This is a genomic window from Bradyrhizobium sp. 132, assembly GCF_023074185.1.
In the GTDB taxonomy this organism is placed as follows: Bacteria; Pseudomonadota; Alphaproteobacteria; order Rhizobiales; family Xanthobacteraceae; genus Bradyrhizobium.
Genome location: NZ_JADPKY010000081.1, coordinates 1 through 13,607 on the forward strand (window position 1 = coordinate 1; position 13,607 = coordinate 13,607).

Here is a 13,607-nt window from a genome sequence, read left to right on the forward strand (position 1 = left end):
TCCGAAAGACCCAGCGGTCGGGACGAAAAGCTGGCAGCAATCAAACAAAAAGCTGAACATCCGCCTTGACACACCAAATCCCCATGTGAGCAATCCAGACGGCTTCCGTGGAGAGAATCTGGATTGCTTCGCTGCGCTCGCAATGACGGGGAGAGAGTTTTGTAGTCCCTATAAAAAGCTCTGCGGATCGACGTCGACTTCGAGCTTTTGATTGCCTTTCGGCTTCGGGCACACGGCAAGCCAGTTGCGCAAATAATCCGACAGGTCGAAGCCGCGCGCCGATTTCACCAGGATGCGGAAGCGGTAGCGGCCTTTGATGACCGCGAGCGGGGCTTCCGCCGGGCCCAGCACCACCACGCGCTCGTCGCGCGGCGCGAGCGCCACGAGACGGCGGCCAAATCCTTCGGCGCTCGGTCGGTCGCCGGCGGAAATGATCAGGCTCGCGAGCCGCCCGAACGGCGGATAGAGCGTGCGCTCGCGCAAGTCGATCTCGCTGTCGTAGAAGGCTTCGCGGTCGCAGGCGATCAACGCCTTCATCACGGGATGGTCGGGCTGGTGGGTCTGGAGATAGCCGACGCCGCGGCCCTGCTCGCGCCCGGCGCGGCCGATCACCTGGTTGAGCAATTGCCAGGTGCGTTCCGATGCACGCGGATCGCCATTGGACAGGCCGAGATCCGCATCGACCACGCCGACGAGATTGAGCCGCGGGAAATTGTGGCCCTTGGCGACCAGCTGCGTGCCGATGATGATGTCGACGCGGCCCTCCGCGATATCATTCAGCTCGGAGCGCATCGTCTCGATCGAGGTGATGAGATCGCTCGACAGCACCATGGTGCGCGCTTCCGGGAATAGCGCGGCCGCTTCCTCCTGCAAGCGCTCGACGCCGGGACCGACCGCGACCAGCGTTTCTTCCGCCGAACAATGCGGACAGATCTGCGGACGCGGCATCGAGAAGCCGCAATGGTGACAGACGAGCCGCTGGCGAAAGCGATGATCGACCAGCCAGGCATCGCAGATGGTGCACGCGAAGCGATGACCGCAGGCGCGGCACAGCGTCAGCGGCGCATAGCCGCGGCGATTGAGGAACAGCAGCGCCTGCTCGCGCTTTTCGATCGCGATTTTGATCTCGGAAGCGAGTCGCGGCGAGATGAAGCGGCCGCGCGCCGGCGGCCCGCGGCGCATGTCGATGGCCTCGATATGCGGCATGTGCTGACCGCCGAAGCGCGACGGCAGCGCGATGCGCTGATAGCGGTTCTTGCGCGCATTGACCTCGGATTCGACCGACGGCGTCGCCGAGGCCAGCACGATCGGGACCTTTGCGATATGCGCGCGCACCACCGCCATGTCGCGCGCGTGATAATGGACGCCCTCGTCCTGCTTGTAGGCCTGGTCGTGCTCTTCATCGACGACGATGAGGCCGAGATTGCCGTAAGGGAGAAACAGCGCCGAGCGCGCGCCGACCACGACCGGCGCGCTGCCCTCGGAGATCGCCGCCCAATTGCGCGCGCGGGTGCGCGGCGTCAGCTCCGAATGCCATTCCAAGGGGCGCACGCCAAAACGCTGCGCGAAGCGGTCGAGGAACTGGCCGGTCAGCGCGATCTCCGGCATCAGGATCAGCGACTGTCTTCCGCGGCGGATCGCCTCGGCCACGGCTTCGAAGTAAACCTCGGTCTTGCCCGAGCCGGTGACACCGTCGAGCAGCGCGACGTGGAAGGTGCCGTTGGCCGCGAGCGCGCGCATCGTATCGACAGCAATGCACTGGAGCTGTGTGAAATCCGGCCGGCTGAAATCCGGATCGGGAGCCGGCGGCGGCGGAGGCGGCGGCATCGGCTCGACCGTCAGCGTGCCTTCGTCGACGAGGCCGTCGATCACGCCGGCCGAAACGCCGGCTTCCTTGGCGGCTTCCGATTTGCCGTGCAGCAGCCGGTCCGACAGCACCTCGATCAGGCGCTGCCGCGCCGGCGTCAGCCGCCGCGGGGAATCACCGACCAGGCGCACGCCGGCGCGCACCCGCTCTGGGCCGAGGTTCTCGCCCATTCGCAGGCACATGCGCAGCACCATGCCGCGCGGGCTCAGCGTGTAATTGGCGACCCAATCGACCACGGAACGCAGCTCGGGCTTCAACGGCGGGATGTCGAGCTTTTCGCTGACCTCCTTGAGACGGTTGTGCAGGCGCGGATCCGGATTGGCGTTTTCGGCCCAGACCACCGCGATCACCTCGCGCGGGCCGAGCGGCACGCCGACGAGATCGCCCGCCTTCAGCTCCATCCCGCGCGGCACCTTGTAGGAATAGGTCTGGTCGAGCGCGACCGGCACCAGCACGTCGACCATGCGGGTCGCGTTGGCGGGGGCGGTCTGGCTGCGCGACGAATGATCCATGAGGGAGAATCGGAACCTGGGGGCCTTGAAGCTAACGCCTGGGGGAGGCCTTAGCGAACAGTAAACGGGTGTGATGCGATATACTGAGTGGAATCATTACGTCCAGAGCGCATGAGCAAAGCGGCCGCCCCACAAATCGAGCTCGCCAGCGCCGATCCCTCGATCGCGCAGGAGATGACGCGCTGGCTGTCCCATCTCGGCGCGGAGCGGCGGCTGTCGCCGAAGACGCTGGAAGCCTATAGCCGCGACTTGCGGCAGTGCCTGGATTTCCTCTGCGCCCATTGGGGCGAGCGCGTCACGCTCAAGCGTTTCGCCGCCCTTGAGGCCACCGACATCCGTGCCTTCATGGCGATGCGCCGCGCCGACGATATTGCCGGCCGCTCGCTGATGCGCGCACTCGCGGGCCTGCGCTCGTTCGGCCGCTTTCTCGAACGCGAAGGCAAGGGCAAGGTCGGCGCACTCTCGGCGATCCGCGCGCCGAAAGTCGCCAAGACCCTGCCAAAACCGTTGCCCATGGCGTCGGCCAAACGTCTTGCGGACGCCGACGAACGCGCCGGCGAGGATCGCGAGACCTGGATTTTGGCGCGCGATGCCGCGGTGATGGCGCTTCTGTATGGATCAGGCCTGCGTATCTCCGAAGCGCTTGGCCTGACGCGCCGCGAGGTGCCGCGTCCCGGCGAGGGCGACGTGCTGATCGTGACCGGCAAGGGCAACAAGACCCGCATGGTGCCGGTGCTCCAGAACGTGCTCGCGCTCGTGCAGGAGTACGTCGCGATGTGCCCGTATCCGCTGCCGGCCGAAGGCCCGATCTTCGTCGGCGCACGCGGCGGGCCCTTGAGCCCGCGCATCATCCAGCTCGCGATGGAGCGGCTGCGCGGCGCGCTCGGCCTGCCCGACAGCGCCACGCCGCACGCGCTTCGCCATTCCTTCGCGACGCATCTGTTGTCACGCGGCGGCGATCTGCGCGCAATTCAGGAATTGCTCGGCCATGCCTCGCTCTCGACCACGCAGATCTATACCGGCATCGATTCCGAGCGGCTGCTGGAAGTCTATGCCAGCGCGCATCCGCGGCGGTGAGGCATCAGTCGGCGAGATACTCAATGTCAAAGATGTAGTTCGAGCCGCGGCCGATCTCGGCGCGAACATAGGGCTTGAACTTGAGGCGGTCATAGACCGGCGTCGTCGCCTTCACCGTGTGACCCCCGATATCGGCAAGATGTTCGGCGATTCGCTTGCCGGACCCGCGTAAGCTCTCCACGCGCCCCTCAATCACGAGGCGCGGCTCGGCATAGTCCGAATACAATGTGCTGGCGAATAGCCAAGTCCCGGCAGCACCAAGCACAAGGGCGACCACAAGCTTCCACTTGGAAAGCCGTGGCGAACCCTGGCCGCCGTTCATCAACCTGCGCAGGGCCAATCCAAACATAGTCAGCGAGAACATCACGCCGAACAGATAGGCATCCGTGACGCCCGCGATCGAGCTGCGCCAGTAGAGAAGGCCGAGGACGAAGTAGACGAAGAACGCGCTGATCGCGGCCACGATGACGTAGAGGCGCAGCCGGGGATGGCTGATCGCCGCCAGCAGGACGACGAAAAGGGCCACGATCGGCCAAAACGCCCAGGCGATGAATTCCGCTGTAGTCATGCGCTGAACGTAAGACGCATGACAAAAAAATCCCTTAAAGCATCCGCTCAAATGATCGCTTGGCGCTTGCGCCGGAACAACGGTTCGGTCAATCGTGGGGAACCGAGCCAGGAGGGACTTATGAGCGCACATGAAAGCATGGAGCATGCCGAGCATGCCGAGCACGCGTCCGGCTCGAACAAGAAGATCGCCCTCCTGATCGCCGTGCTGGCGCTGTTCCTGGCGATCTCGGAGACGCTCGGCAAGGGCGCCCAGACCGAATCGATCAGCAAGAACGTCGAGGCCGCCAATCTCTGGGCGTTCTTCCAGGCGAAGAGCGTTCGCCGCACCGTGGTGCTGACCGCGTCCGAGCAGGGCAAGCTCACGCTCGGCGCCACCACCGACGACGCCATGAAGGCGACGGTGCAGAAGCAGATCGACGACTGGACCAAGACCGCGGCGCGCTATCGCTCCGAGCCGGAGACCGGCGAAGGCACCGAGCAGCTCGCCGAAAAGGCCAAGCACGCCGAGCACGAGCGCGACGAGGCGACCGCGAAATACCATCACTTCGAACTGGCGTCGGCCGCCTTCCAGATCGGCATCGTGCTGGCCTCGGCCACCATCATCACCGGCATCATCGCGCTCGCCTATGTCGCCGGTGTTTTGACCCTGGCCGGCATCTTCATGACGGCGCTCGGCCTGTGGATGCCCCATCTGCTGCATTTGCATTGATGCGCTGAAGAGACGTACACCGCTGTCATGCTCCGCGAAGGGGCACCCAGTAGGCCGCCCGCCTTCGCGGGCAATGACACCGAACAAGTGGCGATGATCAGCGCGCTTCGTGCACGCTCTTGCGAAAACGCTGGATCAGGCGGAGCGTGCGGGAGGACCAGCCTTCGCCGTTGCCGGCGATCAGCTCCCTGATGCGGCGCTTGACCGGATCGACCAGCTCGGCGGCCTTGGCGCGCAGCTTCATCACGAGCTGATAGAGCCGCTCGAACCAGCCCATCTCCATCAGCTTGTCGCGCGTCACGTCGAACACGAAAGCGGTGACGCCGACCCCGAGCAGCTTTGCGAACAGGATCGTGACGACCGCGCTGGTCCAGTATTCGTGCGTGAGCAGCCACAGGCCGACCAGCTTGAGCGGAAACAGCGGAACGATCGGGACCGCGAACACGATCAGCGTCATCGCCGGCGACAGCGCGTCGACACGCTCCGACAGCCATTGCTTGAACCGCGCGAGCGGAATGATTGCGACAGCCCGCGCGACGATCGGTTCGAGATGATCCCACAGCCAGGCTTCGATCAGGAAGATGATCGCAAGCAGGACCCAGACCGGTTGAAGCAGGCGGCGCAGCATGTGTTTCCCGCCCGATTCGGAGCTGGGCGCGACCTACATATGGATGGCCCGCTTGCCGACTGCAAGCGCGGCCTCCTTGATGGCCTCCGAGCGGGTCGGGTGCGCGTGACAGGTGCGGGCAAGATCCTCGGCGCTGCCGCCAAACTCCATGAGAACGGCCGCTTCATGGATCATTTCGCCGGCTTCGCGGCCGATAATGTGCACGCCGAGCACGCGATCGGTCTTCGCATCTGCGAGAATCTTCACAAAGCCGTCGGTGGTCTGGTTGACCTTGGAGCGGCCGTTGGCGGTAAAGGGAAACTTTCCGACCGTATAAGCCACGCCCGCCTGCTTCAGCTCCTCCTCGGTCTTGCCGACGCAGGACACTTCCGGCGTGGTATACACGACGCCCGGGATAACATCGTAGTTCACGTGACCGGCCTGCCCGGCGATGATCTCCGCGACCGCGACGCCTTCATCCTCGGCCTTGTGTGCAAGCATCGGGCCCGCCACGACGTCACCGATGGCATAGACGCCCTTCACGCTGGTGGCGAAATGCGGATCGATCTGCACGCGGCCGCGATTGTCGAGCGCTACACCCGCTTCCTTCAGCCCCAGCCCGTCCGTGTACGGCGCGCGGCCGATGCAGACCAGAACGACGTCGGCTTCCAGCGTCTCGGCAGCGCCGCCGGCGGCGGGCTCGACCCTCGCCTTCAGCATCTTGCCGGAGGTGTCCACGCCTGTGACCTTGGCGCCGAGCTTGAACGCAAAACCCTGCTTCTCCAGGATGCGCTGGAATTGCTTGGCGATCTCGCCGTCCATGCCGGGCAGGATGCGATCCAAAAATTCGACGACGACCACTTCGGCGCCGAGACGATGCCAGACCGAGCCGAGCTCAAGGCCGATCACGCCGGCGCCGACGATCAGCAGCTTGCCGGGGACCTTGTCCAGCGAGAGCGCGCCGGTCGACGACACGATGCGGGTCTCGTCGATCTCGATGCCCTTCAGACGCGCGATGTCCGAGCCGGTGGCGATCACGATGCTCCTGGTTTCGACGACCTGCGACTTGCCGTCGGCGGAGATCTCGACCTTGCCGGTGCCCAAGATCTTGCCGGTGCCCTTGAGCACGTCGATCTTGTTCTTCTTCATCAGGAACTCGACGCCCTTGACGTTGCCGTCGATGCCCTGCTGCTTGAAATTCATCATCGAGGGCAAATCGAGCTTCGGCGCCGACACCGACACGCCCATCTTGGCGAAGGAGTGCCCGGCTTCCTCGAACATTTCGGAGGCGTACAGCAGCGCCTTCGACGGCATGCAGCCGACATTGAGGCAGGTGCCACCGAGCGTGGCGTTCTTTTCGACCACGGCGGCTTTCATGCCGAGCTGGCTTGCGCGCACCGCGCAGACATAACCGCCCGGTCCGGTGCCGATGACGACGAGATCGTAGGTAGCCATGAGAGAAAGTCCCGTGAGTTTAGCGTGATGAGGATGTGTCAGCGTCCGCGCGGCGCGTCAGCGTCCGCCGGACACATCGAGAGTGGCTGCGGTGACGTAGGAGGCCTCGTCCGACATCAGCCAGACGATGGCGTTGGCGATTTCGTCGGCGGTGCCGACGCGCTTCATCGGCACCATATGGGCCAGACGATGATGCCGATCGGGCTCACCGCCGGAGGCGTGGATTTCGGTGTCGATCAGCCCGGGGCGGATGCCCGCGACGCGGATGCCTTCGCTTGCGACCTCGTAGCCAAGGCCGATGGTGAAGGAATCGATCGCGCCTTTGGAGGCAGCATAATCGACATAGGTATTGGGTGCGCCGAGCTTGGCGGCAACCGATGACAGATTGACGATGACGCCGCCCTGGCCGCCATGCTTGGTCGACATCCGCTTCACCGCTTCGCGGGCGCAGAGGATAGAGCCGGTGACGTTGACCGCCATGACGCGCTGGATGCGCTCGGCCGACATCTCGTCGACACGCACGCCGCTGGTCCCGACGATGCCGCCATTGTTGACGAGCGCGCCGAGCGTGCCGAACTTGTCCGCCGCCTGGAACAGCGCGAGGATGTCGCTTTCCTCCGCGACGTCGCATTTGACCGCGATCGCCTTGCCGTTGCTGGCCTCGATCGCGGCAACCACCTCGTCGGCGGCCTGCTTGTTGCTGGCATAGCCGACCACGACGCGGAAGCCGCGCGCGGCCGCCGCAATCGCGGTCGCGCGGCCGATGCCGCGGCTGCCGCCGGTGATGACAACGACTTTATCCGTCACGCGCGCCTCCATGGTTCGACACGCGCCGCCGCGAAAGGCGACGGCGCTCGCAGAGCATTAGGGATCAGAGATCGAGCACCAGGCGAGCCGGATCTTCCAGGCTCTCCTTGACGCGAACCAGGAAGGTGACGGCTTCCTTGCCGTCGATGACGCGGTGATCGTAGGACAGTGCCAGGTACATCATCGGGCGGACCTCGACCTTGCCGCCGATCGCCATCGGCCGCTCCTGGATCTTGTGCATGCCGAGGATGGCCGACTGCGGCGCATTCAGGATCGGGGTCGACATCAGCGAGCCGTAGATGCCGCCATTGGTGATGGTGAAGGTGCCGCCCTGCATCTCGTCGATCTTGAGCTGGCCGTCGCGGGCGCGGCGGCCGAAATCGGCGATGCCCTTCTCGATGTCGGCGATCGACTTGTTGTCGCAGTCGCGCACCACGGGCACGACGAGGCCCTTGTCGGTGCCGACGGCGACGCCGATGTGGTAGTAGTTCTTGTAGATCAGATCGGTGCCGTCGATCTCGGCATTGACAGCCGGGATGTCCTTCAGCGCCTGCACGACGGCCTTGGTGAAGAAGCCCATGAAGCCGAGCTTCGAGCCGTGCTTCTTCTCGAACGCATCCTTGTAGTGGGCACGCAGCGCCATGACGTTGGTCATGTCGACCTCGTTGAAGGTCGTGAGCATCGCCGCGGTGTTCTGCACGTCCTTGAGGCGGCGCGCGATGGTCTGGCGCAGCCGGGTCATCTTGACGCGCTCTTCGCGGGCGGCGTCATCGGCCGGCGACGGCGCGCGGACCTGAACGGCGGCGGCGGGCTGGTTGACCGGGGTCGGCGCAGACGCCGCACGCTCGATCGCGGCGAGCATGTCGCCCTTGGTGACGCGGCCGTCCTTGCCGGAGCCCGGAACGGTCGAGGCGTCGATGCCGGTCTCAGCCGAGAGTTTGCGCACGGACGGGGCGAGCGGGGCGTCGGCCGGCGGCGCCTTTGACGCCGCAGCGGGAGCAGCCGCGGCGGCGGCGGCAGGAGCGGCAGCCGCGGGCTTTGCGGGCGCAGCGGCAGCCGGCTTGGCAGCGCCAGCGGCGCCCTCGGTGATCTGGCCGAGCAGCGCACCAACCGCAACGGTCGCGCCATCGGCGGCGACGATCTCGCTCAGCGTGCCGGCGGAGGGCGCCGGGACTTCGATGGTGACCTTGTCAGTCTCGAGCTCCACCAAGGGCTCGTCGACGGCGACGGGATCGCCGGCCTTCTTGAACCAGCGGCCGATGGTGGCCTCAGTGACGGATTCGCCGAGGGTCGGCACACGAATTTCAGTCATGGTCTTTTCCTTAAGGAGATCGCCAATGCGGTCGGGAATTTTCAGGTGTCATCGGCCGGCGAAAAGCAGGCCATCCAGCAAGCCCAAACGTTCGCATTCACCACGGACGCCACGGTTTGCCGGATGCCCCGCTCCAGTGCGCCATTGCGCACAAGGCGGGGCATGACGCAGCTCGAAAAGCTCAGCTCAATGCTTCGTCCAGGAACGCCTTCAACTGCGCCTGATGCTTCGACATCAAGCCAGTGGCGGTCGCGGCGGAAGCGGCGCGGCCGACATAACGCGGACGCCGGCTCACACCGTTCACCTGGTTCAGGACCCATTCCAGATAAGGCTCGATGAAGTGCCAGGCACCCATGTTGCGCGGCTCTTCCTGGCACCACACCATTTCGGCCTTCTTGAAACGCGACAGCTCGGCCACCAGCGCCTTCAGCGGCACCGGATAGAGCTGCTCGACGCGCATCAGGTAGATGTCGTCGATGCCGCGCTTCTCGCGCTCCTCGTAGAGATCGTAATAGACCTTGCCGGTGCAGAGCACGATGCGACGGATCTTCTCGTCGGGAACGAGCTTGGTCGCCTCGCTTGGCTGCATCTGGGCGTCATCGTAGAGGATGCGGTGGAAGGTCGTACCCTTCGCAAGCTCCTCGAGACGCGACACCGCCCGCTTGTGACGCAGCAGCGACTTCGGCGTCATCACGATCAGCGGCTTGCGGATCTCGCGATGAAGCTGCCGGCGCAGCACGTGGAAGTAGTTCGCCGGCGTGGTCGGATAGACCACCTGCATGTTGTCTTCGGCGCACATCTGCAGGAAACGCTCGAGCCGCGCCGAGGAATGCTCCGGTCCCTGGCCCTCATAGCCGTGCGGCAAGAGGCAGACGAGGCCGGACATGCGCAGCCATTTGCGCTCGCCCGAGGAGATGAACTGATCGAACACGACCTGCGCGCCGTTGGCGAAGTCGCCGAACTGGGCTTCCCACAGCGTCAGCGTGTTCGGCTCGGCGAGCGAGTAGCCGTACTCGAAGCCGAGCACCGCTTCTTCCGACAGCAGCGAGTTGATGACCTCGTAATGACCCTGCTCGTGGCCGAGATGGTTGTACGGCGTGTAGCGGCTCTCGTCCTCCTGGTCGATCAGGACGGAGTGGCGCTGCGAGAAGGTGCCGCGCTCGGAATCCTGACCCGACAGGCGGACATGGTGGTTCTCGTTGAGCAGGGTGCAGAACGCCAATGCCTCGCCGGTCGCCCAATCGATGCCAGCGCCGGTGTCGATCGCCTTGGCGCGGTTGTCGAGGAAGCGCTGGATGGTGCGGTGGACGCGGAAACCGTCCGGCACCTTGGTGATCTTGCGGCCGATATCCTTCAGTTCTGCGGTGTCGACGCCAGTGACGCCGCGCCGCGCATCTTCTTCCTGATCGGCGATCTTGAAGCCGGCCCATTTGCCGTCGAGCCAGTCGGCCTTGTTGGGCTTGTAGCCCGAGCCGGCTTCGAGCTCGGCATCGAGCCGCGCGCGCCAGTCCGCCTTGGCCTTCTCGACCTCGCCCTCGGTCAGCACGCCTTCGCTGATCAGGCGACGGGCATAGAGTTCGAGCGTCGACGGATGGGCCGCGATCTTCTTGTACATCACCGGCTGGGTGAAAGCCGGCTCGTCGCCCTCGTTATGGCCATGCCTGCGGTAGCAGAACATGTCGATGACGACGGGCTTGTGGAATTTCTGCCGGAACTCGGTCGCGACCTTGGCCGCGAACACCACGGCCTCCGGATCGTCGCCGTTGACGTGGAAGATCGGCGCGTCGATCATCTTCGCAACATCCGACGGATACGGCGAAGAACGGGAATAACGCGGATAGGTGGTGAAGCCGATCTGGTTGTTGACGATGAAGTGCACGGAGCCGCCGGTGCGGTAGCCCTTCAGGTCCGACAGGCCGAAGCATTCCGCGACCACACCCTGGCCGGCAAACGCTGCGTCGCCGTGCATCAGGAGCGGCATCACCGAGATGCGCTGGTCCGGCGGATCGCCGTGCTGATCCTGCTTGGCGCGGACTTTTCCGAGCACGACGGGATCGACGATCTCGAGATGCGAGGGGTTGGCAGTCAGCGACAGATGGATGCGGTTGCCGTCGAACTCGCGATCCGAAGATGCGCCGAGGTGATATTTGACGTCGCCCGAGCCTTCGACCGCGTCAGGGTTGGCCGAGCCGCCCTTGAACTCGTGGAACAGCGCGCGATGCGGCTTGCCCATCACCTGGGTTAGCACGTTGAGGCGGCCGCGATGCGGCATGCCCAGCACGACCTCCTTCACACCGAGATTGCCGCCGCGCTTGATGATCTGCTCGAGCGCGGGGATCAGCGATTCAGCACCGTCCAGGCCGAAGCGCTTGGTGCCGGTGAACTTGGTGTCGCAGAATTTCTCGAAACCTTCGGCTTCGACTAGCTTCATCAGGATGGCGCGACGGCCTTCGCGGGTGAAGGAGATTTCCTTGTCCGGCCCCTCGATCCGCTCCTGGATCCACGCCTTCTGCGCCGCGTTGGTGATGTGCATGAACTCGACGCCGAGCGTCTGGCAGTAGGTGCGCTCGCAGATCGCGGTGATTTCGCGCAAGTTGGCGTATTCGAGACCGAGCACATGGTCGAGGAAGATCTTGCGGTCGAAATCGGCTTCGCTGAAGCCGTAGGTCCGCGGATCGAGTTCTTCGCGATTGCGCTGGGCTTCGATGCCGAGCGGATCGAGCTTGGCGTGGAAATGACCACGCATGCGGTAGGACCGGATCAGCATCAGGGCGCGGACCGAGTCGCGCGTGGCCTGGAGCAGGTCGGCGGAGGAGAGGCCGCCGCCCTTGTCGCCGCCCTTGGCCTGCGCCTTGGCGGCGATCTTGGCACCGACCGACTTCTCGACTTCCGCCCAATTGCCGTCCAGGGCGGAGGTCAGATCGTCCTGCGGGGTCAGCGGCCAGTTGGCGCGCTCCCAGGACGGGCCTTCGGCATTCTTGCTGATGTCGGCCGGCTGGTCGTTGAGGCTCTTGAAGAAGTCCTGCCACTCGGCATCCACCGACGACGGATCCTTCTCGTAGCGGGCGTAGATTTCATCGATGTAGGTGGCGTTGGTGCCCTGCAAAAAGGAGGAGAGGGCAAAGGCTGCGTTCGCGTCTTGGCGAGACATACTTGAGTTCCTGGCGATTTCGGTTCGCGCATAACAAACGGCGCTGGCGCTGGGCTCCCCGGCAGAGGACCAGCGCGACAGGCACCATTTACCCTATTTGCTGCGAAACTTCGCCCGGAAAAGTGCGAAGGAGTGAATTAGCCCTTCAATTTTTCGGCAAGCGTGTGCCCAAGGCGGGCGGGAGACGGAGACACTGTAATTCCTGCCGATTTCATCGCGTCGGTCTTGGAACCCGCGTCGCCCTTGCCGCCCGAAATGATCGCGCCGGCATGGCCCATGCGGCGGCCGGGAGGGGCCGTAACACCGGCAATGAAACCGACCATCGGCTTCTTGCGGCCGCGCTTGGCTTCGTCCTTGAGGAACTGGGCGGCGTCTTCCTCGGCGGAACCGCCGATCTCGCCGATCATGATGATCGACTCGGTCTTGGGGTCGCCCAGCAGCATTTCCAACACGTCGATGAACTCGGTTCCCTTGACCGGGTCGCCACCAATGCCGACCGCGGTGGTCTGGCCGAGGCCTTCCTGGCTGGTCTGGAACACGGCTTCGTAGGTCAGGGTGCCGGAGCGGGAGACGATGCCGACGCTGCCGGTCTTGAAGATGTTGGCCGGCATGATGCCGATCTTGCACTCGCCGGCGGTCATGACGCCCGGGCAGTTCGGCCCGATCAGGCGCGACTTGGAACCGGCCAGCGAACGCTTCACGCGCACCATGTCGATGACAGGAATGCCCTCGGTGATGCAGACGATCAGCGGGACCTCGGCATCGATGGCTTCGCAGATCGCATCGGCCGCGCCCGGCGGCGGCACGTAGATCACGGACGCGTCGGCGCCGGTCTTCTCACGCGCCTCGCGCACGGTGTCGAACACCGGCAGGCCCAGATGCGTCGCGCCGCCTTTGCCCGGCGAAGTGCCGCCGACCATCTTGGTGCCGTAGGCAATCGCGGCCTCCGAGTGGAAGGTGCCGTTCTTGCCGGTAAAGCCCTGGCAGATGACCTTGGTGTTCTTGTCGATCAGGATGGACATGAGGTCTGCTTTCGGGAAACTAACGTGTGAGAGGTCAGTGGATGCGGCGGTAGACGCCGGTGAGGACGTCGGCCCAGCCTTCCGCGTCCGGCGAGAACTGGATCTTCAACGAATAGGAATCGTCGTCGATGATTTCGTAGACGTGGCGCGCATTGCCGCGGAGCGAGCCGCGCACCAGTGTCAGGGTCTTCCCGACCCAGCCGCCGGAGGCAGGCGAGGGCGGCGTGTAGCCGAGCGAGTCGTACCAGAACAATTTGTAGGTCCGGTCCTCGCGGTCGAAGGTGAAGATACCGTGGGTGGCGAAGACCTGCTTGCCGTCGCGCATCTGAACCGAGTCCTGGATCAGGTAGAACCCGTTGAGATCCATTTGCGCCACGACGTGCGAGGTCGCCGGCCCGCCTTCCGTCCAGCGCGACGGAAAGACCACCTCTTCGCCATTCCATTCGCCGGCGAACGCGGCAAGACGCGCGTGCTCCGGCAGCGGGGATGATGCGGCGAGATGGTCCTGGGTCATGGCC

At 64.8% G+C, this 13,607-nt stretch carries 12 protein-coding genes; 3 read left to right on the plus strand and 9 right to left on the minus strand.

Features of this window, described 5'->3' with window-relative positions; genetic code table 11:
* Positions 1 to 211, plus strand: a 211-nt coding sequence (locus tag IVA74_RS13850) for a hypothetical protein (RefSeq protein ID WP_247344380.1), incomplete at its 5' end; no start/stop codon positions are given.
* On the opposite strand, the gene IVA74_RS13855 is transcribed toward IVA74_RS13850, so the two are convergent.
* The gene (locus tag IVA74_RS13855) at positions 169 to 2,379 is read right to left on the minus strand and encodes a primosomal protein N' (RefSeq protein WP_247344383.1); all 2,211 of its coding nucleotides are present in this window, start codon (positions 2,377 to 2,379) and stop codon (positions 169 to 171) included. The two genes, IVA74_RS13850 and IVA74_RS13855, sit on opposite strands and share 43 nt — an antisense overlap.
* A gap of 111 nt (positions 2,380 to 2,490) precedes the next feature.
* Between IVA74_RS13855 and IVA74_RS13860 the strand changes: the two genes are divergently transcribed.
* On the plus strand, positions 2,491 to 3,456 hold the full coding sequence (locus IVA74_RS13860) for a tyrosine recombinase XerC (RefSeq protein ID WP_247344385.1): 966 nt from the start codon (positions 2,491 to 2,493) through the stop codon (positions 3,454 to 3,456).
* A 4-nt stretch (positions 3,457 to 3,460) separates the two neighbouring features.
* Here IVA74_RS13860 and IVA74_RS13865 read toward each other — a convergent pair whose 3' ends face one another.
* Positions 3,461 to 4,024 carry a hypothetical protein gene (locus IVA74_RS13865; protein WP_247344388.1) on the minus strand — a complete coding sequence of 188 codons (564 nt, stop codon included), beginning with the start codon at positions 4,022 to 4,024 and terminating at the stop codon, positions 3,461 to 3,463.
* Positions 4,025 to 4,144: 120 nt separating this feature from the next.
* Between IVA74_RS13865 and IVA74_RS13870 the strand changes: the two genes are divergently transcribed.
* On the plus strand, positions 4,145 to 4,735 hold the full coding sequence (locus tag IVA74_RS13870; protein WP_247344391.1) for a DUF4337 domain-containing protein: 591 nt from the start codon (positions 4,145 to 4,147) through the stop codon (positions 4,733 to 4,735).
* A 97-nt stretch (positions 4,736 to 4,832) separates the two neighbouring features.
* On the opposite strand, the gene IVA74_RS13875 is transcribed toward IVA74_RS13870, so the two are convergent.
* The 7 genes from IVA74_RS13875 to IVA74_RS13905 all read right to left on the minus strand — a co-directional run bounded on the left by IVA74_RS13875 (position 4,833) and on the right by IVA74_RS13905 (position 13,603).
* Entirely contained in the window at positions 4,833 to 5,363 is a 531-nt protein-coding gene (locus IVA74_RS13875) for a hypothetical protein (RefSeq protein WP_247344395.1), read from the minus strand.
* Positions 5,364 to 5,396: 33 nt separating this feature from the next.
* Positions 5,397 to 6,797: a dihydrolipoyl dehydrogenase gene (gene lpdA / locus IVA74_RS13880; protein WP_247344397.1), complete on the minus strand. Its 1,401-nt coding sequence runs from the start codon at positions 6,795 to 6,797 to the stop codon at positions 5,397 to 5,399.
* 57 nt (positions 6,798 to 6,854) lie between these two features.
* Positions 6,855 to 7,604 (minus strand): SDR family oxidoreductase, encoded by a 750-nt coding sequence (locus IVA74_RS13885; protein ID WP_247344400.1) that lies wholly within the window; start codon positions 7,602 to 7,604, stop codon positions 6,855 to 6,857.
* Between the two features lie 64 nt (positions 7,605 to 7,668).
* A complete protein-coding gene (gene odhB, locus IVA74_RS13890) occupies positions 7,669 to 8,916 on the minus strand; it encodes a 2-oxoglutarate dehydrogenase complex dihydrolipoyllysine-residue succinyltransferase (protein WP_247344402.1) in 1,248 nt (415 codons plus the stop codon).
* A 181-nt stretch (positions 8,917 to 9,097) separates the two neighbouring features.
* Positions 9,098 to 12,067, minus strand: coding sequence for a 2-oxoglutarate dehydrogenase E1 component (locus IVA74_RS13895; protein WP_247344404.1), 2,970 nt, complete (start codon positions 12,065 to 12,067; stop codon positions 9,098 to 9,100).
* Positions 12,068 to 12,204: 137 nt separating this feature from the next.
* Positions 12,205 to 13,089, minus strand: a complete 885-nt coding sequence (gene sucD, locus IVA74_RS13900; RefSeq protein WP_247344406.1) for a succinate--CoA ligase subunit alpha — start codon at positions 13,087 to 13,089, stop codon at positions 12,205 to 12,207.
* Positions 13,090 to 13,123: 34 nt separating this feature from the next.
* A complete protein-coding gene (locus tag IVA74_RS13905; protein ID WP_247344408.1) occupies positions 13,124 to 13,603 on the minus strand; it encodes a DUF1579 family protein in 480 nt (159 codons plus the stop codon).
* Positions 13,604 to 13,607: the final 4 nt, after the last annotated feature.